General features: G+C 63.4%; 23 protein-coding genes. 4 read left to right on the plus strand and 19 right to left on the minus strand.

What is annotated here, in order from left to right; translation table 11 throughout:
- Window positions 1-23: 23 nt before the first annotated feature.
- Both BCY88_RS35045 and BCY88_RS35050 read left to right on the plus strand, forming a co-directional pair.
- Window positions 24-734: an ABC transporter ATP-binding protein gene (locus tag BCY88_RS35045; RefSeq protein WP_120348725.1), complete on the plus strand. Its 711-nt coding sequence runs from the start codon at window positions 24-26 to the stop codon at window positions 732-734.
- The gene (locus BCY88_RS35050) at window positions 731-1,537 is read left to right on the plus strand and encodes an ABC transporter permease (protein WP_120348665.1); all 807 of its coding nucleotides are present in this window, start codon (window positions 731-733) and stop codon (window positions 1,535-1,537) included. Before BCY88_RS35045 ends, BCY88_RS35050 begins: the two co-directional genes overlap by 4 nt.
- Window positions 1,538-1,691: 154 nt before the next feature.
- Here the strand turns inward: BCY88_RS35050 and BCY88_RS35055 are convergent, their stop codons facing one another.
- Both BCY88_RS35055 and BCY88_RS35060 read right to left on the minus strand, forming a co-directional pair.
- The gene (locus BCY88_RS35055; RefSeq protein WP_120348666.1) at window positions 1,692-2,255 is read right to left on the minus strand and encodes a DUF6013 family protein; all 564 of its coding nucleotides are present in this window, start codon (window positions 2,253-2,255) and stop codon (window positions 1,692-1,694) included.
- 285 nt (window positions 2,256-2,540) lie between these two features.
- Window positions 2,541-3,557, minus strand: coding sequence for a zinc-binding alcohol dehydrogenase family protein (locus tag BCY88_RS35060; RefSeq protein ID WP_120348667.1), 1,017 nt, complete (start codon window positions 3,555-3,557; stop codon window positions 2,541-2,543).
- A 162-nt stretch (window positions 3,558-3,719) separates the two neighbouring features.
- On the opposite strand from BCY88_RS35060, the gene BCY88_RS35065 reads away from it, so the two are divergent.
- Window positions 3,720-4,697, plus strand: coding sequence for a LysR family transcriptional regulator (locus BCY88_RS35065; RefSeq protein WP_120348668.1), 978 nt, complete (start codon window positions 3,720-3,722; stop codon window positions 4,695-4,697).
- Between the two features lie 39 nt (window positions 4,698-4,736).
- Here the strand turns inward: BCY88_RS35065 and BCY88_RS35070 are convergent, their stop codons facing one another.
- The 4 genes from BCY88_RS35070 to BCY88_RS35085 form a co-directional block, all read right to left on the minus strand.
- Window positions 4,737-5,033, minus strand: coding sequence for a hypothetical protein (locus BCY88_RS35070; RefSeq protein ID WP_120348726.1), 297 nt, complete (start codon window positions 5,031-5,033; stop codon window positions 4,737-4,739).
- Between the two features lie 47 nt (window positions 5,034-5,080).
- Window positions 5,081-7,864, minus strand: a complete 2,784-nt coding sequence (gene ligD / locus BCY88_RS35075; protein WP_120348669.1) for a DNA ligase D — start codon at window positions 7,862-7,864, stop codon at window positions 5,081-5,083.
- 57 nt (window positions 7,865-7,921) lie between these two features.
- Window positions 7,922-8,926, minus strand: coding sequence for a non-homologous end joining protein Ku (gene ku / locus BCY88_RS35080; protein ID WP_120348670.1), 1,005 nt, complete (start codon window positions 8,924-8,926; stop codon window positions 7,922-7,924).
- Window positions 8,927-9,162: 236 nt separating this feature from the next.
- Complete coding sequence (locus tag BCY88_RS35085; RefSeq protein WP_120348671.1) at window positions 9,163-10,410, minus strand: cytochrome P450; 1,248 nt, start codon at window positions 10,408-10,410, stop codon at window positions 9,163-9,165.
- 309 nt (window positions 10,411-10,719) lie between these two features.
- On the opposite strand from BCY88_RS35085, the gene serB reads away from it, so the two are divergent.
- The gene (serB, locus tag BCY88_RS35090) at window positions 10,720-11,559 is read left to right on the plus strand and encodes a phosphoserine phosphatase SerB (protein ID WP_120348727.1); all 840 of its coding nucleotides are present in this window, start codon (window positions 10,720-10,722) and stop codon (window positions 11,557-11,559) included.
- Window positions 11,560-11,619: 60 nt separating this feature from the next.
- Here serB and BCY88_RS40600 read toward each other — a convergent pair whose 3' ends face one another.
- The 13 genes from BCY88_RS40600 to BCY88_RS35150 all read right to left on the minus strand — a co-directional run bounded on the left by BCY88_RS40600 (window position 11,620) and on the right by BCY88_RS35150 (window position 26,811).
- Window positions 11,620-11,742: a hypothetical protein gene (locus BCY88_RS40600; RefSeq protein ID WP_259461610.1), complete on the minus strand. Its 123-nt coding sequence runs from the start codon at window positions 11,740-11,742 to the stop codon at window positions 11,620-11,622.
- Window positions 11,743-12,048: 306 nt separating this feature from the next.
- The gene (locus BCY88_RS35095) at window positions 12,049-13,233 is read right to left on the minus strand and encodes a cystathionine beta-lyase (protein ID WP_120348672.1); all 1,185 of its coding nucleotides are present in this window, start codon (window positions 13,231-13,233) and stop codon (window positions 12,049-12,051) included.
- 14 nt (window positions 13,234-13,247) lie between these two features.
- Window positions 13,248-13,889: a hypothetical protein gene (locus BCY88_RS35100; RefSeq protein ID WP_120348673.1), complete on the minus strand. Its 642-nt coding sequence runs from the start codon at window positions 13,887-13,889 to the stop codon at window positions 13,248-13,250.
- A gap of 181 nt (window positions 13,890-14,070) precedes the next feature.
- Window positions 14,071-15,255: a beta-ketothiolase BktB gene (gene bktB / locus BCY88_RS35105; RefSeq protein WP_120348674.1), complete on the minus strand. Its 1,185-nt coding sequence runs from the start codon at window positions 15,253-15,255 to the stop codon at window positions 14,071-14,073.
- A gap of 84 nt (window positions 15,256-15,339) precedes the next feature.
- Entirely contained in the window at window positions 15,340-16,305 is a 966-nt protein-coding gene (locus BCY88_RS35110) for a sugar kinase (RefSeq protein ID WP_120348675.1), read from the minus strand.
- A 3-nt stretch (window positions 16,306-16,308) separates the two neighbouring features.
- Window positions 16,309-17,700 (minus strand): 30S ribosomal protein S12 methylthiotransferase RimO, encoded by a 1,392-nt coding sequence (gene rimO, locus BCY88_RS35115; protein ID WP_120348676.1) that lies wholly within the window; start codon window positions 17,698-17,700, stop codon window positions 16,309-16,311.
- A 116-nt stretch (window positions 17,701-17,816) separates the two neighbouring features.
- The gene (locus tag BCY88_RS35120) at window positions 17,817-18,869 is read right to left on the minus strand and encodes a tRNA dihydrouridine synthase (RefSeq protein WP_120348677.1); all 1,053 of its coding nucleotides are present in this window, start codon (window positions 18,867-18,869) and stop codon (window positions 17,817-17,819) included.
- 409 nt (window positions 18,870-19,278) lie between these two features.
- A complete protein-coding gene (phaR, locus tag BCY88_RS35125; RefSeq protein ID WP_120348678.1) occupies window positions 19,279-19,893 on the minus strand; it encodes a polyhydroxyalkanoate synthesis repressor PhaR in 615 nt (204 codons plus the stop codon).
- Between the two features lie 134 nt (window positions 19,894-20,027).
- Window positions 20,028-20,768: a 3-ketoacyl-ACP reductase gene (locus BCY88_RS35130; RefSeq protein WP_120348679.1), complete on the minus strand. Its 741-nt coding sequence runs from the start codon at window positions 20,766-20,768 to the stop codon at window positions 20,028-20,030.
- Between the two features lie 234 nt (window positions 20,769-21,002).
- Window positions 21,003-22,184 (minus strand): acetyl-CoA C-acetyltransferase, encoded by a 1,182-nt coding sequence (locus BCY88_RS35135; RefSeq protein WP_120348680.1) that lies wholly within the window; start codon window positions 22,182-22,184, stop codon window positions 21,003-21,005.
- Window positions 22,185-22,316: 132 nt separating this feature from the next.
- Window positions 22,317-24,131 (minus strand): class I poly(R)-hydroxyalkanoic acid synthase, encoded by a 1,815-nt coding sequence (phaC, locus tag BCY88_RS35140; RefSeq protein WP_120348681.1) that lies wholly within the window; start codon window positions 24,129-24,131, stop codon window positions 22,317-22,319.
- 545 nt (window positions 24,132-24,676) lie between these two features.
- A complete protein-coding gene (gene pgeF, locus BCY88_RS35145) occupies window positions 24,677-25,534 on the minus strand; it encodes a peptidoglycan editing factor PgeF (protein ID WP_120348682.1) in 858 nt (285 codons plus the stop codon).
- Window positions 25,531-26,811, minus strand: coding sequence for an RluA family pseudouridine synthase (locus tag BCY88_RS35150; protein WP_120348683.1), 1,281 nt, complete (start codon window positions 26,809-26,811; stop codon window positions 25,531-25,533). Before BCY88_RS35150 ends, pgeF begins: the two co-directional genes overlap by 4 nt.
- Window positions 26,812-26,890: the final 79 nt, after the last annotated feature.

A 26,890-nucleotide genomic window follows, 5' to 3' on the forward strand; every position in this document is an offset into this window, starting at 1 on the left:
AAAAACTCACCCATGATCCAACCATGACCGATGTTCCCTTCGTCCTCGCGGATGGCATCGCCCGGCGCGATGCGTTGCGCGGGCAGACGCTGCTGCAACCTACCACCTTCGCACTCCACGCGAGCGACCGCGTCGCGATCACCGGGCCGTCGGGTTCGGGCAAAAGCGTGTTTCTGCGCGCCCTCGCCCTGCTCGATCCGCTCGATGCCGGGCGCATCATGTGGCACGGCGCGCCCATCGAGCGCACCGCCATTCCGCGCTACCGGCGCAACGTCGCGTATATCCGGCAGCGGCCGGCGCTGCTGGACGGCAGCGTCGAGGACAATCTGCGTTACCCCTACGAATTACACGCCTATCGGGACGTGCGCTTCGATCGCGCACGCGCCGCGAGTCTCGCCGCTCAGGCTGGCCGCGGCGACGATTTTCTCGACAAACGCGCGAGCGAATTGTCCGGCGGAGAAGCGCAGATCACCGCGCTGATCCGTGTGCTGCAGCTTGCACCCGAGGTGCTGCTGCTGGATGAACCCACCGCTTCGCTCGACCCGGAGTCGTCCCACGCAATCGAAGCGCTGGTACACGCGTGGTTCGCCGCCGATCCGGGCCGACATGCGTCGATGTGGGTGTCGCACGACCCGGCACAAGCCGCGCGTATGAGCGCGCGGCACCTCACGATGCGCGCCGGCGTGCTCGACGAATCCGCCGTGACTCCGGCGCGTCAGGAGCTCGACCAATGACCTTGCAAAACCTGAGTCTCTGGGACGTCGCGATCGCCGCGCTGCTGATCGTGGTGAACGGCGCGGTGTCGGTGGCGCTCAAGCTGGATCTCGAGCGCAAGCTCGCCTGGGCCGCCGTACGCACCGTCGTGCAGTTGCTGGCGATCGGCTATGTGCTCGGCTGGGTGTTCCGTTACGACCACTGGTTCGTGGTGCTGCCCTTGATGGTCGTGATGACCCTGATCGCCGGCTTCGCGGGCGCGCAGCGCGGCAATCGCACGTATGTGGGTCAGCGTGCGGACAGCGTGCTGTCGATCTGGGTCAGTTCGTGGCTGGTGGCCGCGGTTGGGCTTTTCGTCGTGATCCGCATTCACCCCTGGTACGAGCCGCAATACGCGATTCCGATTCTCGGCATGATCCTCGGCAATACATTGACCGGCGTGTCGCTCGGCATCGAACGGATGACCGAGGAGCTGACCGCGCGGCGCGATCGGGTGGATATGGCGCTCGCGCTCGGCGCCACGCGCTGGGAAGCGGCGCAGGCGCCGGCACGCCAGGCGGTGCGCGCGGGCATGATGCCCACGCTGAATCAGATGGCCGTGGTCGGCGTGGTGAGTTTGCCCGGCATGATGACCGGGCAGGTGCTGGCCGGGCAGTCGCCATTGCAGGCGGTGCGCTATCAGATCGTGATCATGTTCCTGATCGCGGCCTCGTCGGCCTTGGGCACAGTGGGTGCGGTGCTGCTCACGTATCGGCGGCTGTTCTCAGCGGAGCACCGGTTTCTGTCGGCGCGGCTGGTGGAGCGGGCTGCGACGCAGCGTTAAAGAGGCAGACAGGTGCGCTGCGCAAGCATCGCGCCTGTCTGTCTACCTGAGAACAACAGCCCAGACAACAACTCGGACAGTAACCCGGGCAACAACAGCGGCGCCTGCCGGCAAGCAGCCGCACCGGTATCGCGCCCCATTCCGCGCGCAGGCATCAACGTTTCGCGGTGACCGCCACCTCGGTGCCGTCACTGAGTGTCAGCGTTTTGGTGCTGCCATTGGTCGGCATCGTAAAGCGCAGAATCTGGCTGACGGTCACGTCGTTCGGACACTTGAGCGTTTTGCCGCCGCTCTTCACCGTCTTCACGCCGTGCGGCGTCTGCGCCTGGAAGCTCAGTTGCACGGACGCGGTACCGTCGCCGGCGACAACCGGCGCAAAACGGATCTGAGTCTGGCGAATCATCGCGCCGTTGGAATCGGTCGGGAGCGACGAATAGTTCGGGCAGCTATCCGTCGCGGGCACAGCGCCACCCGGCGGCACGGTTTTCCACGTGAAGTCGTCCGATTCGCCGGAGCGGATCGTGCGCGTTTCCTGTGAATTTCCGAACTGTTTCGATGTGACACGCACCGTGTAGCGGATCGGACCGTCGAGGGCGGACTGCGAGGTCACCGTGATCGGCGTGGCGGCGTGAGCCGCCGTCACAAGCATGCCGGGCGCAAGCGCGCATGCGAGAGAAGCGACAACTGAAACGGCGGAGAGTTTGAAGCTGGAGCTCATACTGTCACCTCGTTGTTGTGCCGCTGCGCGCTCGTTCAAGCGCTACTGCCAATGCACCGCCTGACCGAAGCCTGATTGACGCGTGGCTACCACCTGGTTGGATCTGCTTGAGACCAGGTCGGACGGGCTACGAGACACGCAACTGTTTTAGCATGATGCCCCACCAGTCTACCGCCAAGCGGCGCCGCGCGCGCTTCATACGAATCGGGTGTTACCCCGCTTGCAATGAGACGTTTTCTGCGCACGCGATCTGACAGCACCGCTCAAGCCATGCAAATCCGCGCTTCAGAAACCCGTCAGAACCAGTTTGCCGATCGCGCGCCCTTCTTCGAGCAGCCGATGCGCGCGGCGCAGATTCTCCGCATTGATTTTGCCGAGTTCCTGGCCGACCGTGGTGCGCAACGTGCCCGCATCGACGAGACGCGCCACTTCGGTCAGCAGCTTATGTTGCTCGATCATGTCCGGCGTGCCGAACATGGACCGCGTGAACATGAACTCCCAATGAAACGCGGCACTTTTCGCCTTCAGTAATTCGACCGGCAGCGGCTGGCTGTTTTCGACGATGGTGCAAATACCGCCCTGCGGTTTGAGCACTTCAGCGGCCGCCGGGAAATTCCTGTCGGTGTCGTTGAAAATCAGCACGTAATCGACCTGATCGATGCCGAGCTTTTTCAACTGCGCGGGCATGTCGCCGAAATGATCGACGATATGATCCGCGCCCAGCTCTGTCGCCCACTTCGCCGATTCAGGACGCGAGGCGGTCGCGACCACCTTCAGCTTCGCCAGTTGCCTGGCCAGCTGGATGCCGATCGAACCCACCCCGCCCGCTCCGCCGACGATGAGCACGGTGCGGCCTTCGTGCGCGCCTTGCGGCGACACGCCGAGGCGGTCGAAGAGCGCCTCCCAGGCCGTGATCGCGGTCAGCGGCAACGCAGCCGCGTGCGTGAAGTCGAGCGACGCCGGCTTGCGCCCCACAATGCGCTCGTCGACCAGATGGAACTCGCTATTCGCGCCCGGCCGCGTGATGCTGCCCGCATAAAAAACCGGGTCACCGACCTTGAACAGCGTCACGTCCGGGCCGACCGCCGCCACCGTGCCGGCAGCATCCCAGCCGAGCACGCGCGGGGTTTTCTCGACGGCGTCTTTCGGGGCCCGCACCTTGTAGTCGACCGGATTGACGGAGATGGCTTCGACCTTCACGAGCAGATCGCGGCCGGTGGCTTCGGGTTGGGCGATGTCGAGGTCGACCAGAGACTCGGCTTGATCGATCGGCAAATAGCGATAGAGACCTACGGCTTTCATCACAGCTCCTGTTGTTTCAGACAAGGTTGAGAGACTGGCGATCGTTGCCCATGGCGCCTCGCGCCACGCGGATCAATCGATCGCATGGACGTCATCGTAAGGCGGTTCTTATTCTCATAAAAGCGTCATAATGACTGAAACATCTTTTTGAATTTCAGAAGAATGGACCATTCTGATGATCCGGCGACATCCGCTGCAAGACCCGGCGTAAAGCCCCCGTCCAGCGAACGGGAACGGCTCGATCTGCTCGACGTCGCCCTGTTCGTGCGCGCCGCCCTGCTCGCCAATGTGTCGGCAGCGGGCCGTGAATTCGGCCTGTCGGCGGCGGTGGCCAGTTCGCGCATCGCCCAACTGGAAAAACGCCTCGGCGCACGCCTGCTGCATCGGACTACCCGCCGCATCAGTCTCACGCAGGACGGCGAAGTATTCATGACCCGCGCCCAGACGCTGCTTGACGCGGCCGACGCCGCACGCGCTTCGGTGGGTCATGCACAGGCCGAGCCGCAAGGGCGCTTGCGGGTGTCGATGCCGTCGTCGTTCGGGCGGCAACACGTGTCGCCCGTCATCAGCGAGTTTCTGTGCCGCTATCCCGGCGTGAGCGTCGATCTGCGATTGACGGACAAGGTGGTCGATCTGGTCGATGCGGGTATCGACGTGGCGATCCGCATCGGCATGCTCAAGGATTCGTCGCTGGTGGCGCGGCGCCTCGCCGTGAACCGCCGCGTGCTGTGCGCCGCGCCCGCTTACCTCGCGCGGCGCGGCATGCCGCACCATCCTTCGGACCTGGCCCAGCACGAATGCATCATCCTGTCCGACCAGCGCGACTGGGCATTCGTGACGCCCGCCGGCCCGCTGGAGGTACGCGTGAGCGGACGCCTCGTCGTCGACAATGGCGAGGTGATTCGCGACGCCCTGCTGGCCGGTTTCGGCATCGCGCTCAAATCAACCTGGGACGTGGCGCGGTATCTGCGCAGCGGCGAACTGGTGAGCGTGCTCGGCACCTATCCGCTCGCGGAGAATGTGGCGATCTGGGCGGTCTATCCGAGCCGCACGTTCGTGCCGCCGAGAACGCTCGCGTTCATCGAGTTTCTTGCCGCGCATTTCGGCGATCCGCCGTATTGGGACACAGAGGCGCAATGAGCCGGGCCGCTCGGCGCGCCTGGCGCTTTTCGCGCACGATCAGCGCTTGCCGCGTCCGCCACCGGCGGCTTTGTCATCGGAATTGACGTCCGCGTGCGCGTCGTTCTGCGTTTTCTGCTGATACTCGTCACCACCGCGGCGGTCCGTATCCTTCAGTCCGCGCTCGATGTCGCGATGCGCCTGCTTGCCGACCCGACGTGGAGCGCCCTCGTGTTGCGATTCCGGATCCTGGTCGGTTTCATGCGGCAACGGCGCGGACGCATCCTCGAGAGAACGCTTCGTTGCGTGCGGATCGGCTTGCTTGTCGCCGTCGGATGATTGCGGTGAGGTCTTCATGGCTTCCTGCTCCTTGTTCAGATTGAACGAGCCCGGCTGGGTCGCGCTCATTGCGCATCGTCCAGACGTTTTTTCATGGCGGCGGTAATGCGCTGACGTGTCTTCGCGTAATCCGCCCACGGGTCGCGCTTAAGGTCCTGGAGACGTTCGTGCACGTTTTCGATGGTCCATTGATCGCCGCTCGTCGTGACGGCGACTTCGTCCCACGAGAGCGGTACTGAAACGCCCAGCCCCGGCCGGGCGCGTGCCGAAAAAGCGGCTACCGTGCTCGAGCCACGGTTGTTGCGCAGGTAATCGACGAGGATTTTCTGCTTGCGGTTCTGCGCGCCCATCTTCGCGCTGAAGTACTTGGGCAGCGTCGTCGCCATGTGCTGCGCGACCGCTTGCGAAAACGCTTTCACGTCGTCCCAGCCGGCATGCTTCGCGAGCGGCACCACCACGTGGAACCCCTTGCCGCCGCTCGTTTTGCAAAACGCCTTCAGACCAAGTTCTTCGAGTAGCGAACGCGTCAGTTGCGCGGCCTCGATCATCCGTTCCCAAGCGAGCGACGCGCCGGGGTCGAGATCGAATACCATGCGATCCGGCTTTTCGATGTTCGACACCACGGCATTCCAGGTATGAAACTCAACGGTGCCCATTTGCGCGGCGCCGACCAGTGCGTTCAGCGTATCGACGCTGATCAGCGGCGGATGGCCCGGGTCGAGGCCGGGATGCTGCGTGACGTTGGGAATCGACAGTTTCTGGCTGTGCTTCTGGAAAAACAGCTCGCCGCCGATGTCTTCGGGCGCGCGCACTAACGACACCGGCCTGTCCTGCAGATGCGGCAGCATCCAGTCGGCGACCGATTCGTAGTAGCGCACGAGATCGATTTTGCGGATGCCCGTGCGCTTATCGATGATGCGCTCGGGATGTGAGATGCGGATGCCGGCGACTTCGGCTGGTGTCGCAGCGGTTTTTGATTTCGTTGCGGTGATTTTTCTTGCCGGCGTCAGGGATGCTGACGGCTTCGTCGCGCTTTTTCCGGTGGCCCCGGCTGTGGATGTCGCGACGGCCTGTTTCTTCGTGCGCTTCGTCGTGCGCTTCTTCGGCACGGTATCGGACGCGGTATCGGTTTGCTCTTGCACGTCGGCTCCTTTACGGGGGGCTTCCTTGATGATTTGCCGCGCCGGTTTGTCGTCGCGCAGACTCACGAACGACGCCTGCCGCACGATGCCGTCGCTCGTCCATTCAGCGAAGTTGCATTCGCAGACGAGCACCGGCTCGACCCAATGCACCGGCGTGCGGCTGCGCTCGCTCGGCATGCTCGCGAACGGCATCTGTCTGGTCTCGTGCGCGTCGAGTTCCTTTTTGATCGCGTCCAGCAAGCCAGCGTCGAAGCCCGTGCCGACCCGTCCGGCGTAACGCAATTTGCCTGTGCCGTCGTAGACGCCGAGCAACAGCGCACCGAACGCCGCCCGGCGACCGGCCGGCTCCGAATAGCCACCGATCACGAACTCCTGGCGCCGCCGGCACTTCAATTTGATCCACGCGGACGAGCGCCCCGATCTGTAGCCGCTATCGCGCCGTTTGCCGATGATCCCCTCAAGCGCTACATCGCACGCGCTCTTCAAAAGCTCGTCGGCACTGAACGCAAAGTCGTTGGAGAAACGCAGTACGCCGTCGTCGTGCTTGTGCATGACCGCGCGCAAGATCGCGCGGCGTTGTTCGAGCGGCACGTCGCGCAAGTCGTAGCCGTTCAGAAACGGGACGTCGAACAGATAGATAACAACGTCCTGCGGACGGTTCGAATCAAACGCGTTTTGCAGCGCCTGAAAACTCGGCAGGCCGTTTTCATCGAGCACCACGGCTTCGCCGTCGAGCCATCCGCTTTCGATATCGAGTTGTCCGAGCGCTTCCACCTGCTCGCCGAACTTCGCCGTCCAGTCGTTGCCCGCGCGCGTGAACACCTTGACGGCATGGGTCTTCGCCTGTCGATCGATGCGGGCCAGCACGCGATAACCGTCGAACTTGATTTCATAGGCCCATTCGTCGCCGGGTGGCGCGGTGTCGATGAGCGTCGCCAGTTGCGGCTTAAACGTGGCGGGTAATGCGGCTCTGACTGCGCCTTCGATAGAGGGGGGCGCGGCAGTTGCCCGTGTTGTACGCGTCGTCTTTTTCACGCTTGCGATACCGTTCGTGGATTCGCTCGCCGTCTTTTTTGTCTTCGCACGACCGGCGGGTCGGGCGCGCCTGCCCGTCGGCGTGCTGTTGTTCAGTACACTGCCCGGGCACGCCGTCAGGATGTCGTACTCGCTCTCGCCACGGGCTTCGCCGTCACGCTCCTTGATCAGCAGCCACTGCTCCTTGTCGCCGCTACCGCGCATATGGCTGCGCACCAGCGTCCAGCCTCCGCGCAGCTTTTCGCCGTCGAGCTGGAATTTGAGTTTGCCCGCCTGATACGATCGGGCGGCCTGCGCCGCGCCACCGTCCGGCTGCCACGTGCCGCGATCCCATACGATCACCGTTCCCGCGCCGTAGTGACCCGGCGGAATCTCACCTTCGAACGAGCCATACTCGACCGGATGATCCTCGACATGCACCGCGAGCCGTTTCACCGACGGATCGAGGCTCGGCCCTTTAGGCACCGCCCACGACAGCAAGGTGCCGTTCAGTTCGAGCCGGAAGTCGTAATGCAAACGCCGCGCGTGGTGCTCCTGAATCACGTACGACAGTGCCTCGCCCGATGCGCGCGCCATCGTCCCCCGGCCCTTCTTGCGCGCGGCCGCGCCCGAGGGCTCCGGGGTTTCGTCGAAGCGCCGTTTACGGTTGTAGAGTTCAAGCCTGTCTTTCATGGAGATGAATGACCCGCGGGTCGATTCGCACGCCGGCGCAATCGATCAGGTGACCAATCAGGCGGCCGCACGCCGTTTGTGTGCCGCCGACGCCGCCTTGGCGCTGGCACCGCCCCGCTTGCCGCCGCTGCGGCTCGTGCTCGCTGGACGCGTCGCGCGCGGCTTCCTGCGGGCCGGCGCGGTTGACTCGGCATCTCCATTGGAATCGGCGGCCTCGTCGTCATCTGCTGCCGTACGCTTGCGTGCGCCCGCCGCCGGTTTGCCTTTGCCGCGGCCGAGGCTGCGTTTGAGCAGGTCGGATAGATCGAGGATATCGGCGGACCGCCGCGCTTCGCGCGGTGCTTCGACTTCGGTGATTTCCTCGGTCTTCCCAGCGCGAATTTTTCTTTCCACCAGCGCCATGATGTCGTCGTGGAACGTGTCGTGATACTGCGCTGGGTCCCACTTGTCGCTCATGTCGTTGATCAGCTTTTTCGCCATGTCAAGTTCACGCGTGCTAACGCCGGCCGCTTTCATCCCTTCCGGCGGCAGTTTGAACTCGTCGAATTCGTGAACCTCGGCGGCCCAGCGCAGCGTATTCAACACCAGCATCGGCCCGACCGGAATCAGCGCCGCGAGATGCTGCTTGTTGTGCAGCACCACGCTCGCCACACCAATCTTGCCCGACGCTTTCATCGCCTCGCGCAGCAGCGCGTACACCTTCTCGCCCTTGCGATCGGGCGTCAGGAAGTACGGCGTGTCGAGGTAGAGGAACGAGATGTCCGGTGCGTCGACGAAGGCGAGAATATCGACCGTCTGCGTCGATTCGGGATTGGCCGCACGAATCTCCTCGTCCGAGAGGACCACGTATTTGTCCTTTTCGTACTCGAAGCCGCGCACGATGTTCTCGCGCACCACCTCCTTGCCGGTGCGCTTGTTGATCTGCTTGTAGCCGATCGGGTCGATCGTGCGCTTGTCCAGCAGATTGAAGCCGACCTTCTCCGACTGCGTTGCCGGATACAACTGCACCGGTACGTGGACGAGGCCGAAGTTGATTGCGCCCTTCCAGATCATGTGTGCCATCGTGCGCTCCCCAAGGCCTAAGACCTTGGATGAAGCAGCAAGCGTGCCACGGTTCTTCTCGCGCACTCACCCACGCGACGCCGTACTGGCTGCCACGTCTCCGGTGTTATCGATAGTGGCGCCACGTCAGTGGCCACGGACATCGGCTGTAAGTCTTGCGTGATGTCGGCAAAAGATACGGCGCTGATGGGCGATTCAACGGCGCTCGTCGACAGATATTCGACAATTGCCGATCATCAGGCACCGCTCCCGGGTTCGAGTTCGATCGGCACCGCAGCGAAGCCCCGAAACCGCACACGTCCGCCGCGCGTCGGTTCGCCGTCGAGCCGATACGCCGGAAAGCGCTGCACGAAGCGGCCGATCGCGATGCGCGCCTCGAGCCGCGCGAGCGACAGACCCGCGCACTGGTGAATGCCGAAGCCGAACGCCAGATGCCGGTTCGGATCGCGGCGGATGTCGAAACGGTCTGGTTCCGCGAACTGCTCCGGGTCGCGATTGGCCGCACCGATGCACAACGTCACGGGCGTACCCTGCGCCACCGCGACGCCGCCGATCTCCGTGTCGACCGTCGTCATCCGGTTGCCCAGCTGATTCGAGCTCTCGAATCGCAAACATTCTTCGACCGCGGACTCGATAAGCGACGGTTCGCGCTGCAACGCGGCGCGTTGTTCCGGCCAGTCGATGAGCGTAACAAGGCCGTTGCCGATCAGATTCGTAGTGGTCTCATGGCCGGCATTCAGAATGAAAATGCAGTTCTGCAGCAGTTCCACCTCCGACAACTGTTCCCCGCCCGGCTCGCCCTGAATCAGACGGGTCAGCACGTCGTGCTGCGGATCGCCGGGCTCGCGCCGGCGCCGCGCCACCAGATCGCGCAAATAGGCGACGAATTCGCTGACCGCGCGGTTTCCCCGTTCGAGTTGCGCTTCGCTCAGCGACGGTTCGAGCGCGCCGAGTATCGCCAGCGACCAGTCGCGCAACGGCTCGCGTTCGCCGTGCGGCACATCCAGCAGATTACCGATGATCTCGACCGGAATCGCCGACGCGAACTCGCCAATCAGATCGATCCGGCCACGCGCCGCGGCGGCATCGAGCAAGCCATCGACGAGACGGATCAGACCCGGTTCCATCGCCGCGATCGCACGCGCCGTCAGCGCGCCGGCGATCAATTTGCGCACCCGCGTATGACGCGGCGGATCGTTGAAGACGAGACTGGTGGTGTGATGGGTGTAGAGCAACGAGTCGCCGTACTTCGGCTTGAATTCGACGGTCTTGTCGGAACTGAACGTTTTCGGGTCGCGGTAGACCGCTTGTACGTCGCGAAACCGCGTCAGAAACAGCGAGCCGTCCGGCATGCGTTTGACCGGCTCATGCGCGCGCAACGCATGGTAGACCGGGTACGGATCCGCATGGAACGCCGGGCTCAGATGGCGCAGATCGAAGTCGCGCGCAAGGTTGGACGCGTCGCTGGCGGTCGCAGGGGTCATCAGTTGTCTCCGAGATAATGCGCCCCGTCGCCAGCGCCAAGGCGAGCCGTGTGGGCGTACCACGCACGTCATGGACGCGGCGGATCCGACAGGCCCGATGGGCTGCGGGGCATTGTTCGAAGCGCCAGTATGACGTGGGCGCCCGATGATTGCACGGTGGAACGCCTGGCGGCCCCCGCCATGAGTCGCGCGCCGCGCTTCGAGCCGGGTGGGTCATGCCTGACGGGCTGCATGCCGCCGAACCGTTACAATGGCGGGATTTTCCGCGCGCGCCGCGCGCCCGTCCATTTCTGCGTCAATGCGCCGTCCATGAACCTCGTCATCCAAAGCATCGCGCCCCTCTCCGCCGACCATCACAAGACGCTCGTCGCGCTTGCGCGTGGCTCGCAGGCCTCCGTCATCGACGCGAACGCGATTCGCATCGCCAACGCGAACATCGCACAGCGCGCCGACCTCGATGTCTATTGCGGCACGCATCAGCTGGATTACGCCTTCGTCGAACCCGGCCGCCAGCTGCGTGACTTCGGGCTCGTTGCGATGGACATGGACTCGACGCTGATCACGATCGAATGCATCGATGAGATCGCCGACTTCTGCGGTTTGAAAGCAGAAGTCGCCGCAATCACCGAAGCGTCGATGCGTGGCGAAATCAAGGACTTCAACGAGAGTCTGACGCGCCGCGTGGCGCTGCTCAAGGGACTCGATGCCGGCGCGCTCGAACGTGTCTATGAAGAACGGCTGCAACTCTCGCCGGGTGCCGAACAGATGCTGGCCGGCGCGAAAGCAGCGGGATTGAAAACGCTGCTGGTGTCCGGTGGATTTACGTTCTTCACCGAGAAACTGAAGACCCGGCTCGGCCTCGATTTCACGCGAGCGAATACGCTTGAAATCGTTGATGGAAAATTGACCGGTAACGTAATTGGCGAGATCGTCAACGCCGACGTGAAAGCACGTACATTGCGTGAAACGTGCACCCAACTGGGTATCGAGCCGACCCGCGCAATTGCGATGGGAGACGGTTCGAACGATCTGAAAATGATGGCTGCTGCGGGACTTTCCGTAGCATTTCGCGCGAAGCCGGTGGTGCGCGAGGCAGCCAGCGTGGCGTTCAACCACGTTGGTCTGGATGGGTTGCTGCGGTTGTTCTGAAGCTTTGAATTCGCGCTGGCCAGCGCAACGGCGGCCAGCGCTGAGAAGAGCGTTGTTTGCTCAGAAGCCGATTGTGAGCACGCCCAACATGTAGACCGCAATGGCCCATAGCGCGACATTTGCCCACTTCAGAACGCGAGCGTAATTTTCGCCAGATTCCAGAAACGTAAAAATTTTGTGCATGAGTGCCTCCCGTAGTCGATCAGTATAAAACCTACGTTATCTAAAAAATCTAAATCAGGCGCACGTGTAGGATTGCAAAGGAAACGGCGGCGATGGAGGTTGCGAGAATCGAGACTCCGATTGCCACTCGCGACACCGACCCTACGACAAATCGTTTCTGCCTGTCACGAATGCATGTAGCCGCGTCGACCATTCGGCCGAATGGTTAGGCATACTGGCTATCTTGACAAAACAAAAAGCCCATCGGGAACACTACCCCGATGGGCTTCACTCAATCTTCAGCAATCAGCCGTGCAGATCAGGCGTTCAGCCGAGCGCCAGCAGACACTGTTCGATGTCCGCGCGCAAATCGGCCTCTTCTTCCAGACCGATGTAGAACCGCACCAACGTGCCGCGATACGGCCATTGACCTTCCGTGCGCATCGAGGCGACGTCGTACGGCATCGCGAGACTGTGCGCGCCACCCCAGCTCCAGCCGAGCGAAAACAACTCGAGCGACTCGCAGAACGTGTCGATTTGCGCCGCGCTGTAACGTGCGTCGAACACCACGGAGAACAGGCCGCCCGCACCCGTAAAGTCGCGCTTGAAAAACTCATGCCCCGGACAGTCGGGCAACGCCGGGTGCAAGACAGCCGCAATCTCCGGACGCGTCTTCAGCCATTGAGCCAGGTCAAGCGCCGCACGGTCATGCTGCTCGAAGCGCAAGCGCATGCTGGGCAGACTGCGCAAAATTAGCGAGCAGTCGTCCGAGGACACCCCGATACCCGTGCGCATGCGCGCTGCCTTCAGCTTCAGATGCAATTCGCGATCGACGGTAATCGTCGCGCCCATTAATACGTCGCCGCCGCCTGACTGGTACTTGGTCAAGGCCTGCACCGAGATATCGACACCGTGGTCGAACGGACGGAAACCGAGCCCCGCCGACCAGGTATTGTCGATTGCCGTAACGACGTTGCGCGCACGCGCCACCGCCGTGATGGCGGGCACGTCGGGCACTTCCATCGTGACCGAACCGGGCGCTTCCAGCCAGATCAGACGCGTATTCGGCCGAATCAGATCCGCGATCCCCGCGCCGATCATCGGATCGTAGTAGCGCGCGGTAATGCCGAAATCACGCGCCAACCAGTCACCGTGGTCGCGGTTCGGCGAGTAGACGTTATCGGGAATCAGCACGTCGTCGCCGGTCTTCAAGAGACCGAAGTACACGTTCGAAATCGACGACAACCCCGATGGCTGCAATAGCGCGTGATTGCCGCCTTCGATCGTGGCGAGCCGCTGCGCCAGCGCGAGTGACGTCGGCGTAGCGTGCAGGCCATAGCGCCATTGCGCGTCGTTTTTCCAGTCGAGCGCGCGCATCGTCGCCAGATCGGGGAACACGACTGTCGAAGCGCGCGTAACCGGCATCGAGAAAGATTCGAAGCCCGGGGTGAGTTGGTCTTCGGCGCGCACGACGCGGGTCTGCAGGCCGCGTTTGAGTTTGGATTGGGTCATGATTTAAGTGGGCCTCATTCGCCGGTTTGCAGGTTGCTAACCCCGCCGACGGCGCGACCACCGCCCGTCGCCGACGCGGGCGCTGCGGCACTGCCGGCCGACGGTTGCGGCGCGACCGGCGCCTTGCCGGCCGCCGCATTGGCCGCCGGTGAAGCAGCCGGCACGGCCTGCCCCGCGGCCAGTGGTTTCAGATCGAACGGCTGCGGGTCGGAATCGTCGACGTTCATCCGGTCACCCGACACCGAACCGTCGGCGGCAAACTTGCCCACCCAGTTTCCGGTGATATGGGTACCGTCGTTCGACTCCTCGACTTCGAGCGTATCGCCGTCACGGTCGCCCGCGATGAGGATCACCTCGCCGGTATCGGTGTACTGATACTCGCCGTGCACGCCGGCGGGGTCGTCGGTTTTCGCGCCGAGCCGCAACACGATCTGCCGCGTGCCCAGCGTGCCGACGTAACGCGGAAACTTAGCGAATTCCGGGCTTGGCTTGAGCGGCAACTGAATCGGCGGAGGCGCAGCCAGTTCCTTCACCGCGTCGCTTTGCGCCCATGCCTGCGTGGGCAGCACAGCCCCGGCACAGAGCAGCGCCGCCGCGCTCAAGACTGACCAGGCGCGCCGACGCATCGCATCCTTCATCGCTTTTGATTCCTGCATCCGTTCTTTCCTTGTTGCCCAATATCGCTTGGTACCCGCTTGATACCCGCCTGGTACCCGCTTGATACCCGCCCGACACTGGTTTGCTACCGGTTTGCTACGCAGTTCACTACCCGCTTGCTGCGAGGCGTCGTTCGGCGGGACAAGCCAACGCGTTGCATTGCGCCGCCCCGCCTCGAACTCAGATCCGTTCGAAGATCGCCGCGATGCCCTGCCCGCCGCCGATACACATCGTCACCAGCGCGTAGCGTCCGCCGATCCGCTGCAACTCATACAGCGCCTTGACGGTAATCAGTGCGCCGGTCGCGCCGATGGGGTGACCGAGCGAAATGCCCGAGCCGTTCGGATTGACTTTGGCCGGATCGAAGCCGAGTTCCTTGCTGACCGCGCATGCCTGAGCGGCAAACGCTTCGTTCGCTTCGATCACATCCAGATCGGCGACCGTCAAGCCGGCGCGCTCGAGCGCCTTGCGCGTTGCCGGCACCGGGCCGATACCCATGTAGGCCGGATCGACGCCTGCATGCGCGTACGAAACCAGCCGTGCCAACGGCTTGATGCCGCGCTTTTCAGCGACGCTGCGCTCCATCAGCACGACCGCCGCCGCGGCGTCGTTAATGCCCGACGCGTTACCGGCCGTCACCGTGCCGTTTTCTTTTGCGAACACCGGCTTCAGCTTGGAGAAGTCTTCTGCCGTCGCGTTCATGCGCGCGTGTTCGTCCGTATCGAACACGACGTCGCCCTTCTTCGACGGAATCGTGATCGGCAGGATCTGGTCCTTGAAGTAGCCAGCGGAAATCGCGTTGGCCGCGCGGCGATGCGATTCGAGCGCGAGCGCGTCCTGCGTTTCGCGCGAAATCTCGTATTTGCGCGCGACGTTCTCGGCGGTCACGCCCATGTGGATCGACTGGAACGGGTCGTTCAGCGCGCCGACCATCATGTCGACAAGGCGCGCATCGCCCATGCGTTGACCGAAACGCGCGGCCGGCATGGAGTATGGCGCGCGGCTCATGTTTTCCGCCCCGCCGCCGATCGCGATGTCGGCGTCGCCAAGCAGCACGCTTTGCGCGGCCGAGACGATGGCCTGCAAGCCCGAGCCGCACAGGCGGTTGACCGTCAACGCGGGCGCGTGTTGCGCAACGCCGCCGTTGATCGCCGCCACGCGCGCCAGATACATATCTTTCGGCTCGGTATGCACGACGTTGCCGAACACCACGTGGCCGACTTCGTCGCCGGACACATTCGCGCGCGCCAGCGCTTCACGCACGACGCGTGCGCCGAGATCCGTTGGCGGAAAATCCTTCAGACTGCCGCCAAAACCGCCGATTGCCGTACGCACACCGCTTACCACCACTACGTCCCGTTGCATCGCTCGCTCCTCTCTTTAGTCTCTCAAGATGATCTTGCCTTGCCGGGCTGCGGGGCGCGGGGCGCGCCTCCCAGCGCGTTGCCGTCAGCCGGCCAGGATGTGTTCCACCGTTGCCCGCGACGGGATCGGCGCAACCGCGCCGTAACCTTGCGTGGACAGCGCCGCGGCGACGTTCGCGTAACGCGCCGCCTGAAAAGGATCGTCGCCCGCGACGATGCGCGCGACGAAGGCACCGCCGAAGCAGTCCCCCGCGCCGGTCGCATCGACTGCATTGACGACGTGGCCCGGCACGACGCGCCGCTCGTCTGGCGTGGCGATGTACGAGCCCTCCTTGCCGAGCTTGAGCGCCACGACGCGCGGACCGTGCGACAGCAGAAAGTCGACGATCTCGTCGCGGCCCGTCAGGCCGGTGAGTTCGGTCACATCGTCCCAACTCGGCAGGCAAATGTCGGTTTGACGAATCGCTTCGAGCATCACCGCGCGCGCTCTCGCGAGCGGCCAAAGCTTCAGGCGCAGGTTGGTGTCGAAGCTCACGCGCACGCCGTTCGCTCGCGCATGCTCGATCGCCGCCAACGCCGCGTCGCACGCGCCCAGGCTGATCGCGAGACTGATGCCGGATAAATGGATGACTTTGGCCGCGGCGATCGCGTCGAGCGGCAAATCGTGCGGCGCATAGCGGCTCGCGGCCGATCCCGCGCGCAGATAGTCGAACGCATGACCTGCGGGACCGTGCGAAACGAAATAGACCCCGGTGGGCGCGTGCGGATCGACGCGCACAAGCGCCGTCTCAACCTGTTCGCGTTCCCACAGATCGATCAGCAAACGCCCGAAATGGTCGCTGCCGACAGCCGACACGAAACCCGTTTTTGCACCCTGCCGTGCTGCGGCGATGCAGAAGTTCGACGTATCGCCGCCGAAGCCTTGCAGATAGTTCGGCTGATCTTTAGCCGACTGGTTGAATTCGATCATCGCCTCGCCGAGCGCGAGTATCTCGGGGCGCCGGGCTTCCGAAGCCTCGCTGTCGGGGGTGCGGGTCAGACTCGCCGTCATCGCTCAGACCTCGCCCCACAGATCGTGGCCATCGGCTCCGGTGATCTTGACCGAGACGAAATCGCCGACCTTGTAGCGCTTCGACGCCTTGGTAGCCGGGGCGATATACACGACACCGTCGATCTCGGGCGCATCTGCCGCCGTGCGGCCGATGCCGCCGTCCGCGTTGATTTCGTCGACCAGCACTTTCAGTGTCTTGCCGACCTTCTTCGCGATCCGTTTGGCCGACACTTCCTCGGCGACTTCCATGAAACGCGCGCGGCGTTCTTCACGTACTTCGTCGGGCAAGGCACCGTCGAGTTCGTTGGCGCTCGCACCTTCGACCGGCGAGTAAGCGAAGCAGCCCACCCGATCCAGTTCCGCCTCGCGGATGAAATCGAGCAGCGTCTGGAATTGCTCTTCCGTCTCGCCCGGAAATCCGGCGATGAAGGTGCTGCGAATCGTCAGATCGGGGCACATCTCGCGCCACGCCTTGACGCGCTCCATCACCTTCTCGGCGTTGGCCGGACGCTTCATGCGCTTCAGCACTTCCGGATGCGCGTGCTGGAACGGCACATCCAGATACGGCAGCACATGGCCCTTGAACGGACCTTCGGCCATCAGCGGAATGACTTCGTCGACGCTCGGATACGGATACACATAATGCAAACGGACCCATGCGCCGTATTGCGCCGCGAGTTCGCCGAGCGCGGCCACCAGATCGGTCATGCGCGTCTTGATCGGCTTGCCGTTCCAGAAACCGGTGCGGTACTTGACGTCGACGCCGTACGCGCTCGTGTCCTGCGAAATCACCAGCAGTTCCTTCACGCCGGATTTGAACAGGTTTTCCGCTTCGAGCATCACTTCAGCGACCGGGCGCGACACGAGGTCGCCGCGCATGGACGGGATGATGCAGAACGTGCAGCGATGGTTGCAGCCTTCGGAAATTTTCAGGTACGCGTAGTGACGCGGCGTGAGCTTCACGCCGGCAGCCGGCACCAGATCGATGAACGGGTCGTGCGGCTTTGGCAGATGGTTGTGCACCGCCTGCATGACTTCACCAAGCGCGTGCGGACCGGTCACGGCCAGCACCTTCGGATGCACTTCCTCGATCAGGTTCGAGCCACTCGCGCTCTGCTTGGCGCCGAGGCAACCCGTAACGATCACCTTGCCGTTTTCGTGGAGCGCTTCACCGATCGCGTCGAGGCTTTCCTGCACCGCTTCGTCGATGAAACCGCACGTGTTGACGACAACGAGATCCGCGCCGTCGTAGGTGCCGGAGATTTCGTAACCCTCGGCGCGCAACTGCGTGATGATCTGTTCGGAATCGACGAGTGCTTTGGGGCAGCCGAGGCTGACGAATCCGACCTTCGGAGTCGAATGGGTCGGCACGGCGGGGGAAATGGTCTGCGACATAGGTGGGTCCGGCGTATAGCGGTGACGATGGCGACAAATGGGGACGGTGCGGCAAGGCTGGGGGTCCGATGGCCATACAGACCACAGCGAGGACAGCGTCCCGCGCACGCAACCCTTTATTGTACCGCGCCCGCGCCCGTGCAGCGGGTCAAGTGGCGAGGCATTGCCGGGCCGGGCAGATCAAGGCTCGCGCGTCGAGGTGCCGGTATCGAATCGTTGAATGCTTGCACGCCCTCGATCACCGCAAGAATCTCGCGCGAATCATGCAGGCGCCGAATGGCTGTATGCAGCTCGGCAGCCTGCGGCCAGGTCCGCTTCAGATAGCTGAGCCACATCTTGACGCGTCCGTGCTCGTGGCGGGCCGCAACGCGGGCTTCCAGTTTTCTCAGATAGTCGGCGAGCTGACCGAGCACGTCCGGCCATTCCTCGCCCGACGGCGTCCGGTCCATCAGCCCGCGTATGCGTAACGCCAGGAAAGGATCCGATACGGCGCCGCGCCCGATCATGACGTCCGCGCAACCGCTGACCGCCCGGCATCGCTCCCAGTCGGCCACCGTCCAGACTTCGCCGTTGGCAATGACCGGCACGTCCACGGCGTCATCGATACGTGCGATCCACTCCCAATGGGCCGGCGGCCGGTAGCCATGGTCACGCGTTCTGGCATGCACGACAAGGGAAGCCGCGCCGCCTTCCGCGAGCGCCGTGGCGCAATCGATCGCGAGCGACGTATCGGATACGCCGAGCCGCATTTTGGCTGTCACGGGAATGCCGGCAGGCACCGCGGCGCGAACGGATGAAACAATGCGGTTCAACTGCTCGGGGTGGGCCAGCAGCATCGCGCCGCCACCGTGCCGGTTGACGACTTTAGCGGGACAGCCGAAGTTCAGATCGAGTCCATACGGCGACAAACGGGCCGCCTCGCCCGCGTTCAGCGCCATCCACTCAGGATCGCTGCCGAGCAGTTGGATCACCATCGGCGTGCCGCCGGGCGTGCGGCCGCCATGCAGGACTTCGGGGGTGTCCCGTTCGTAGACGCGCTCGGGAAGCACCGAGCCCGTCACCCGGACGAATTCGGACACGCATCCGTCGAATCCGCCCGTGCTGGTCAGCACGTCGCGCAAAACGTAGTCGGCAAGCCCTTCCATGGGCGCAAGGAACAGCTGGCTCATGCGCGAACGACGCCCATGCTGTGTTGGCGAACCTTATGATCAGCCAAGACTGACAAATCCGGCCATCGGAATAGAAGGCGTGGGGGCGGCAGGGAAATAGGTCGGCGACATGGATGGGGCGGGAATACAGCGGCGGCAACGGCCACAAATGGGATTGTGCGGGGAATGTGGGGCGCAAAGCCAAGGGTGGGACGCAATCACAAGAATCACGCGGACCACACCCCGGTACCGGCACAAACAGCCGGGCATTGTACCGCGGTCGCGGCCGTCCCCATGCGCCAGGCGCCCGGACCACCGCGCGCGGCTGCAATCGCACCGCGCCCCCCCTTGCTCGACGCACACACCCCGCCGCCGCGGCCGTGAAGCATGCGCACAGACGCGCTGATCGCGCCGGCGCCGTGCTGCGCGCTTACTTCTTCTCCGGCTCCGGATTGCTTTGCGGATTCGCCGGCGCGACCGGCACGCCCGCCGCGTTCACCGGCCCACCGGGCGTGAACGGGAAAGTCGCGAACATCGATTTCGCCTGGTTCTGCATCTGCTCCTGCATCTGCACGAACATGTTTTTCGATTGCTCGATATAGCTGGTCATCATGCCCTGCATCATCGGCGCCTGCATGTTCATGAACTGCGACCAGACTTCGGGGTTCATCGCCTTGCCTTCGTACAGGTTCTTCGACTGGTCGGCGAGTTTCGCCTGGATGTCGATGAAGGCCTGGATGTTTTTCTCCAGATACGTGCCCATCATGCCCTGCATCGCATGGCCGTAGAAACGGATGATCTGCGACAGCATGGACGACGAGAACATCGGCAAGCCGCCGCTCTCTTCTTCGAGAATGATCTGCAACAGGATGGCGCGCGTCAGATCCTCGTTGCTCTTCGCATCGATGACCTTGAAATCCTCCTGATCCAGCACGAGCTGCTTAACGTCCGTCAGCGTGATGTACGTGCTTGTCTCGGTGTCGTAGAGCCGACGATTCGGATATTTCTTGATCAGTCGTTCGGCTGTTTTCTTTGTAGTAGTCATGTAACGCCTTTGAGCGCGAGTTGAGCGCGGAAACGGCGTCATACCGACTGCGCGATCGGGTTATCGCACAGTCGAGACGCCGCCGGAACCATCTGAGCCAGAACACGCCGCCTTGTGAGCAGCGCGCCGATGACTCAGCCCATATGCAAACCACCATTCAGCGAAAAATCCGCACCCGTGGAGAAACCCGATTCGTCCGAGGCAAGCCATGCCACGATCGAGCCGATTTCGTCCGGCTGGCCGAGACGGCGCACCGGAATCGTCGCGACGATCTTCTCGAGCACGTCCGGGCGGATCGACTTGACCATGTCCGTGCCGATGTAGCCCGGCGACACGGTGTTCACCGTCACGCCTTTAGTGGCCACTTCCTGTGCCAGCGACATCGTGAAGCCGTGAATGCCCGCCTTCGCGGTCGAATAGTTGGTCTGACCGAACTGCCCCTTCTGGCCGTTCACCGACGAAATGTTGATGACTCGCCCGAAGCCGCGCTCCACCATGCCGTCGATCACCTGCTTGGTGACGTTGAACAGGCTGGTCAGGTTGGTGTCGATCACCGCTGTCCAGTCTTCGTGCGTCATCTTGCGGAACACGACGTCGCGCGTGATACCGGCATTGTTCACCAGCACGTCGATCTCGCCGACTTCGGCCTTGACCTTGTCGAACGCGGTCTTGGTCGATTCCCAATCGCCGACGTTACCTTCAGACGCAATGAAATCGTAGCCGAGCGCCTTCTGCTCTTCGAGCCATTTCACGCGGCGCGGTGAATTCGGGCCACAACCTGCAACGACCTTGAAGCCCTCTTTGTGCAGCCGCTGGCAAATGCTCGTGCCGATGCCGCCCATCCCGCCCGTTACGTACGCAATTCGCTGTGTCATACACTACACTCCGTTTTTCGTTTTCGAGGCGCCGACCGGCTGCCTCTTCCCTCGCCTGATACTGCATCTCCACTGCCGCCGGGCGACCGGCCGACGAGGCCATTACTCACCGCGCGCCACCTGCTCCCAGACAACGCGCGGCAACCCTGCTTACCGCCTGCTAAACCCACTTGAATCTGCTTGAATCTGCTTGAGCCCGCGGCCCCAGCTTTCGCGACCTGGACTCGACACCCGTTAAGCGCGCTCGAGCGCCAACGCCACGCCCATGCCGCCGCCGATACACAGCGACGCCAGACCCTTCTTCGCATCGCGCTTCTGCATTTCGTGCAGCAGCGTGACGAGCACCCGGCAACCGGACGCGCCGATCGGATGGCCGATCGCAATCGCGCCGCCGTTCACGTTGATCTTCGAGGCGTCCCAGCCCATCTGCTGATTCACGGCCAGCGCCTGAGCGGCAAATGCTTCGTTGATTTCCATCAGGTCGAGATCGGCCGGCGTCCAGCCCGCGCGCTCGAGACAGCGGCGCGACGCCGGCACCGGGCCCATGCCCATGATCTTCGGATCGAGACCCGAGGTGGCGTAAGCCTTGATGCGCGCGAGCGGCGTGAGGCCGAGCGCTTCAGCCTTCTTCGCCGACATCACCAGCACCGCCGCCGCGCCGTCGTTCAGGCCCGACGCATTGGCTGCCGTAACCGTGCCTTCCTTCGAGAACGCCGGCTTCAGACCCGCCAGCGATTCAGCCGTCACGCCATGACGCACGAACTCGTCCGTTGCGAAGCGCAGCGGTTCGCCCTTGCGCTGCGGAATTTCCACCGGCACGATTTCATCGTTGAACCGGCCCGACTTCTGCGCGGCTTCCGCCTTGTTCTGCGACAGCGCCGCGAACGCGTCCTGCTGCTCACGCGTGATGCCGTATTCCTTCGCTACGTTTTCCGCCGTCACGCCCATGTGGTACTGGTTGTACACGTCCCACAGGCCGTCGACGATCATCGAGTCGATCAGCTTCGCGTCGCCCATGCGGAATCCGTCGCGCGAGCCCGGCAGCACGTGCGGCGCGGCGCTCATGTTTTCCTGACCACCGGCGATCACAATGTCCGCGTCGCCCGCGACGATCGCATTGGCCGCCAGCATCACGGCCTTCAGGCCCGAGCCGCACACCACGTTGATCGTCATGGCCGGTACAGCCGTGGGCAAGCCCGCCTTGATCAGCGATTGACGCGCCGGGTTCTGGCCCGAACCGGCCGTCAGCACCTGCCCGAGAATCACTTCGCTGACCTGCTCCGGCTTCAGACCAGACCGTTCGAGCACGGCGCGAATCACGGTAGCGCCGAGTTCGGGCGCGGCGATCTTCGCCAGCGACCCACCGAATTTGCCTACTGCCGTACGGGCGGCCGATACGATCACAACATCAGTCATTTCCATATCCTCCGGGCACATCGGCCAAATAGGCCGTAGCCCGTCAAGTTAAAAATCTTGTTGCTCATGCGCCCTTGCCTGTCCGGACGCGCATTCCTACCGCCAGACCACCGCGCCTTTAAGGCGCTAACCCTACTCCCGTTGCCGCACGTAACGCCCCGGCGCCGGCTCGATTACCGGGAATTCCGCGGAGCCGGCCGCGGCGCGCGGCTTGACTTTCTTGCCGCCAAACTGGTCGAGCCACGTCGTCCATTCGGGCCACCAGCTGCCAGGCACTTCGGCAGCCTGATCGAGCCATTCGTCCGGGCTTTCCGGCAACGTTTTGACATCGCCTTCCAGCGTCCAGTAGTTGCGCTTTTTCTTCGCCGGCGGATTGATCACGCCCGCAATATGACCCGACGCCCCAAGCACGAACTTCAGCGGCCCGGCGAGCAGCGGCGCCGACGCATAGGCCGTTTGCCACGGCACGATATGGTCTTCGCGCGAACCGTAGATGAAGGTGGGCACGTCGATCTTCGAGAGGTCGACCGGCTCGCCGCAGGTGGTCAACGCACCCGGCTCGCGCAGACGATTCTCGAGGTACGTATTGCGCAGATACCAGACATACATCGGACCCGGCAGACTGGTCGAATCGCTGTTCCAGTACAGCAGATCGAACGGCACCGGCGTGCGCCCCTTGAGGTAATTGTCGACGACGTAGTTCCACACCAGATCGTTCGGCCGCAGGAACGAAAAGGTGTTGGCGAATTCGATGCCACGCATCAATCCCGGTGTGCTGCCGTTCTTGCCGCCGATGGTCTGCTCGCGCATCTGCACATGCGCCTCGTCGACGAATACGTCGAGCACGCCTGTATCCGAGAAATCGAGCATCGCGGTGAGCAAGGTCATCGACGCCGCCGGGTGCTGGCCGCGCGCGGCCGCCACCGCCAGCGCCGTGGCCAGCATGGTGCCGCCCACGCAGAAACCCAGCGTATTGATCTGTTCGCGGCCGCTGATCTTGCTGACGGTTTCGATCGCCGTGAGGACGCCCTCGCCGATATAGTCGTCCCACGTCTTGCTGGCGATCGACGCATCCGCGTTGCGCCACGAAATCAGGAACACCTGATGCCCCGAATCGAGCCCGTGCGCGACCAGCGAGTTTTCCGGTTGCAGATCGAGAATGTAGAACTTGTTGATGCAAGGCGGCACGATCAGCAGTGGCCGCTCGCGCACGGTGGCCGTGCGCGGCTTGTACTGGATCAACTGCATCAGGTCGTTCTCGAACACTACCGAGCCTTCGGTATTCGCGAGATTTTCACCGACCACGAAACGCGATTCGTCTGTCTGCGAAATCTTGCCGCGCTGCAAGTCGCCCAGCAGATTCATCACGCCCTGCCGCAAGCTCTCGCCCTGGCTGTCCAGCAAGGTCTTTTGCGCTTCCGGATTCAATGCGAAAAAGTTGCTGGGCGATGCCGCCGCGGTCCATTGCTGAACGGCGAAACGGATACGCTCACGCACTTTCGGTTCCGTTTCAAGCGCGTCGACCATTTCCTGCAGATAGCGCGCGTTCAACAGATACCACGCAGCGGTAAATGCGTAGGCCGGCGTGGCGCTCCACGCGTCGGAACTGAAACGGCGGTCCTTGAGTTCGGGGGCCTTAGTCGTGGAGCTCGCCGCCTGCTGGATCAAGTCCATGGCTTCGCGCGAATAATCGGCTTGCAGCTTTTGCAGACGCTCCGATGGAATCGCGGCGCTCGGAACATTGAGTCCGGCGAATGAAGGCATTGACGGCAGAGATCCCGCTGCCAGTTTGCTGAAGTCGGGCATACCCGGGAACGACGGCATCTGCGGCAGGCCCATTTGCGGCACCTGAGGCATTTGCGGCATCGGGAAAGGCGCGCCGTTACTGCCGGGCGGCGTGCCGAGCGAACGCCATGCGTTCATCCAGGCGTCTAATAGCTGCTGCATGCCTGCGGCCGGTGTTGCGCCGCTCGTACCGGCCTGCTGCGTGTGCTCCGTTGAGGAGTCCGTGCTGGGGGAAGCTGAGGAATGTGATGCTGCCATACCTGCTTTTGACCGGTAAGTCCTTGCGGACGGGTTGAGAGGCAGGTTCGTGCGCACGTGGGCGATTACTCGCGACCTCGTCACGCCCTGTCCCATATACGAGGAGCTCGTGAGGAACATTCTTGCTCCCCATCCCAAGGCATGTCAATGCTTGTTCCCGATTTTGCCGCAGTGCGATAGTTTTTTAATTATCGTTTTCCCTGTGTGGCAGATCGCGCTTTTGGAGCGTGAGTTTACCGGTGCCGATGAAAACGGAAAAAACTCTCATACTGCACGGTCTTATTCCAATTTATCCGTTCGGACTCAAACACTTTCGGCAACAGATTTACGCTTGCGCGGTGAATTCCGGCAGCGCAGCAAAATAGCGTGCCCCACCTCCGAATAAACCCTCATACGTATGTTCGCAGCAAGGCGTCACGCCCACCCCTGCGGGCGCGACGGCTGCTGACTTATTGCGCGCCCGTCTGCACCTGATCGTCGAGCCAGATCAGGGCGGCCATGCGACCGGTCTCGCGATCGCGGCGATAGGAATAGAAACGTTCGCGTTGCGTGACCGTGCACAGATCGCCCCCGGCGATGTGCGTCACGCCGAGCCGCTGCAAGCGCAAGCGCGCCAGCGCCGCGAGATCGGCGAGATATTTGCCCGGGTTGTGCGGATGCGTAACGAATGCATTCGCGGTTGCCTCCCGTTGTGCGCCGTCCACGCCATTCATGAAGGCGTCACGCACATCTGCACCCACCTCGAATGCGTCCGGCCCGATCGCCGGGCCGAGATAGGCACGTAACGACGAGGCCTCCACACCGGCCAGATCGGCCACGCGCTGCGCGGTCTGCTCGACAATACCCGCTGCGAGACCTCGCCAGCCGGCATGGGCCGCGCCGACCGCGCGCCCCGCTTCGTCGCACAACAGCACCGGCATGCAATCGGCGACCATCACGACACACACCGTGCCGGGCCGATCGGTGACGCTGGCGTCCGCTCGAGTCGGCATGCCGCCTGCCTGAGCCTGCGCGAGCACGTCTTCCGCACGCACGATGCCCGCGCCATGAACCTGCTCGAGCCACGCGGCCTCGCCTAAGCCCGCCAGATTCAGCAGCCGCGCACGATTGATCGTGACCGCAGCCGGATCGTCACCCGCTTTCATGCCCAGATTCAGGCCGCCGGGCTGATCCGCGCCGTCCCGCCAGCGGCCGAACGGCGGCTCGCTCACACCACCGTCGCGCGTGGTGACGAGCGCGCGCACCCGCGGCGACACCTTCCATGCCGGTTGCACGACATCGGCAAAGCTCAGCTCGGGCAAACTCATGCGTGATCGTCCTCGTCGTGATCATGTTCATCGTCTTCGGCAGTGTCGCCGTCGCCGTGGGTTTCGTCTTCGTCGGCATAGTCGTCCAGCGAGGCGTCGTAATCGTCTTCCTCGTAGTACGTCTCGTCGAACTCGCCGGCGTCGTCACGCCCGAGACCGAGCGCCGCCGACAGCACCTGCATGTCTTCCGGCGCATCGGCGCGCCATTGCATGGTGCGCCCGGTTTGCGGATGAATCAGGCCGAGGCGCCATGCATGCAGCGCCTGACGCGCAAAACCGTCCGGCAACGGCGTCACCGAACGCTTGCCGCGCGCGCGCCCATAAACCGGATCGCCGAGCAGCGGATGGCCGATGTGCGCGCAATGCACGCGAATCTGATGGGTACGGCCGGTTTCCAGATCGCAATGAATCGCGGTGACCGGCTGGCGCTGCCAGATCGCAGTGTCCACGCGCCGGAAGTGCGTGCGCGCCGGCTTGCCCGATGCGCTCGTCACCACCGCCATGCGCGTGCGTTCGCGCGGATCGCGGCCGATCGGCGCGTCGATCGTGCCCTCTTCGGGCATGTTGCCCCACACCAGCGCGAGATAACGGCGCTTCACCGTGCGCGCCTGGAGCTGGCGCACCAGATCGGTCTGCGCTTCGAGCGTGCGCGCCACCACCATCAGGCCGGACGTCTCCTTGTCGAGCCGATGCACGATACCGGCGCGCGGCAGGCCCGCCGCGGCGTCGCCGTAGCGGTACAGCAGCCCGTTCAGGACCGTGCCGCTCCAGTTACCGGCCGCCGGATGCACCACCATGCCGGCCGGTTTGTTGATGACCACCAGCGTATCGTCCTCGTAGACGATCTCGAGCGGCACCGGCTCGGGTGTGAACGCGAGTTGCTCCGGCAGCAGATCGGGCACGAGCTCGATGGTGGCGCCAAGCGGCACCGGCTGACGGATCTTCGCCGGCTTGCCGTCGACGCGCACCCGCTCCGACTCGATCCAGCTCTGCAGCCGGTTGCGTGAAAACTCCGGAAAGACCCGGGCAAGCACCTTGTCGAGGCGCTCGCCGGCCAGTTCGTCGGGCACGAGGACGCTGCGCGGCGACTCGTCCGCCACGAGGCTTGCCACCCTCGGCACCATGTCTGGCGGGCTGGCGCCAGCAAGCGCGTCGCTGCCGAGATCGTCGTCGAGGGAATCGACGCCCAACGCGTCGGAGGGGTCAGCGCTTACGCTATAATCTTTGTTGCTATTCCCGGCACCGGTTGCGGCGCCTGGAGTATTTGAGCGGGTCATTGAGTCTGGGTCACCTGGACGTAAAGCTAGACTGGAAAATGCGAGCCTTGAACACCATCACTAAAGCGGCGATCAATTT

The sequence above is a fragment of the Paraburkholderia fungorum genome (assembly GCF_003610895.1).
In the GTDB taxonomy this organism is placed as follows: domain Bacteria; phylum Pseudomonadota; class Gammaproteobacteria; order Burkholderiales; family Burkholderiaceae; genus Paraburkholderia; species Paraburkholderia fungorum_B.

Coding starts and splice junctions, on each gene's coding strand:
- BCY88_RS35045 (WP_120348725.1), top strand. CDS start 24: ATGACCGATGTTCCCTTCGTCCTCGCGGATGGCATCGCCCGGCGCGAT.
- BCY88_RS35050 (WP_120348665.1), top strand. CDS start 731: ATGACCTTGCAAAACCTGAGTCTCTGGGACGTCGCGATCGCCGCGCTG.
- BCY88_RS35055 (WP_120348666.1), bottom strand. CDS start 2,255: ATGAGCTCCAGCTTCAAACTCTCCGCCGTTTCAGTTGTCGCTTCTCTC.
- BCY88_RS35060 (WP_120348667.1), bottom strand. CDS start 3,557: ATGAAAGCCGTAGGTCTCTATCGCTATTTGCCGATCGATCAAGCCGAG.
- BCY88_RS35065 (WP_120348668.1), top strand. CDS start 3,720: ATGGACCATTCTGATGATCCGGCGACATCCGCTGCAAGACCCGGCGTA.
- BCY88_RS35070 (WP_120348726.1), bottom strand. CDS start 5,033: ATGAAGACCTCACCGCAATCATCCGACGGCGACAAGCAAGCCGATCCG.
- ligD (WP_120348669.1), bottom strand. CDS start 7,864: ATGAAAGACAGGCTTGAACTCTACAACCGTAAACGGCGCTTCGACGAA.
- ku (WP_120348670.1), bottom strand. CDS start 8,926: ATGGCACACATGATCTGGAAGGGCGCAATCAACTTCGGCCTCGTCCAC.
- BCY88_RS35085 (WP_120348671.1), bottom strand. CDS start 10,410: ATGACCCCTGCGACCGCCAGCGACGCGTCCAACCTTGCGCGCGACTTC.
- serB (WP_120348727.1), top strand. CDS start 10,720: ATGAACCTCGTCATCCAAAGCATCGCGCCCCTCTCCGCCGACCATCAC.
- BCY88_RS40600 (WP_259461610.1), bottom strand. CDS start 11,742: ATGCACAAAATTTTTACGTTTCTGGAATCTGGCGAAAATTACGCTCGC.
- BCY88_RS35095 (WP_120348672.1), bottom strand. CDS start 13,233: ATGACCCAATCCAAACTCAAACGCGGCCTGCAGACCCGCGTCGTGCGC.
- BCY88_RS35100 (WP_120348673.1), bottom strand. CDS start 13,889: ATGCAGGAATCAAAAGCGATGAAGGATGCGATGCGTCGGCGCGCCTGG.
- bktB (WP_120348674.1), bottom strand. CDS start 15,255: ATGCAACGGGACGTAGTGGTGGTAAGCGGTGTGCGTACGGCAATCGGC.
- BCY88_RS35110 (WP_120348675.1), bottom strand. CDS start 16,305: ATGACGGCGAGTCTGACCCGCACCCCCGACAGCGAGGCTTCGGAAGCC.
- rimO (WP_120348676.1), bottom strand. CDS start 17,700: ATGTCGCAGACCATTTCCCCCGCCGTGCCGACCCATTCGACTCCGAAG.
- BCY88_RS35120 (WP_120348677.1), bottom strand. CDS start 18,869: ATGAGCCAGCTGTTCCTTGCGCCCATGGAAGGGCTTGCCGACTACGTT.
- phaR (WP_120348678.1), bottom strand. CDS start 19,893: ATGACTACTACAAAGAAAACAGCCGAACGACTGATCAAGAAATATCCG.
- BCY88_RS35130 (WP_120348679.1), bottom strand. CDS start 20,768: ATGACACAGCGAATTGCGTACGTAACGGGCGGGATGGGCGGCATCGGC.
- BCY88_RS35135 (WP_120348680.1), bottom strand. CDS start 22,184: ATGACTGATGTTGTGATCGTATCGGCCGCCCGTACGGCAGTAGGCAAA.
- phaC (WP_120348681.1), bottom strand. CDS start 24,131: ATGCAGCAGCTATTAGACGCCTGGATGAACGCATGGCGTTCGCTCGGC.
- pgeF (WP_120348682.1), bottom strand. CDS start 25,534: ATGAGTTTGCCCGAGCTGAGCTTTGCCGATGTCGTGCAACCGGCATGG.
- BCY88_RS35150 (WP_120348683.1), bottom strand. CDS start 26,811: ATGACCCGCTCAAATACTCCAGGCGCCGCAACCGGTGCCGGGAATAGC.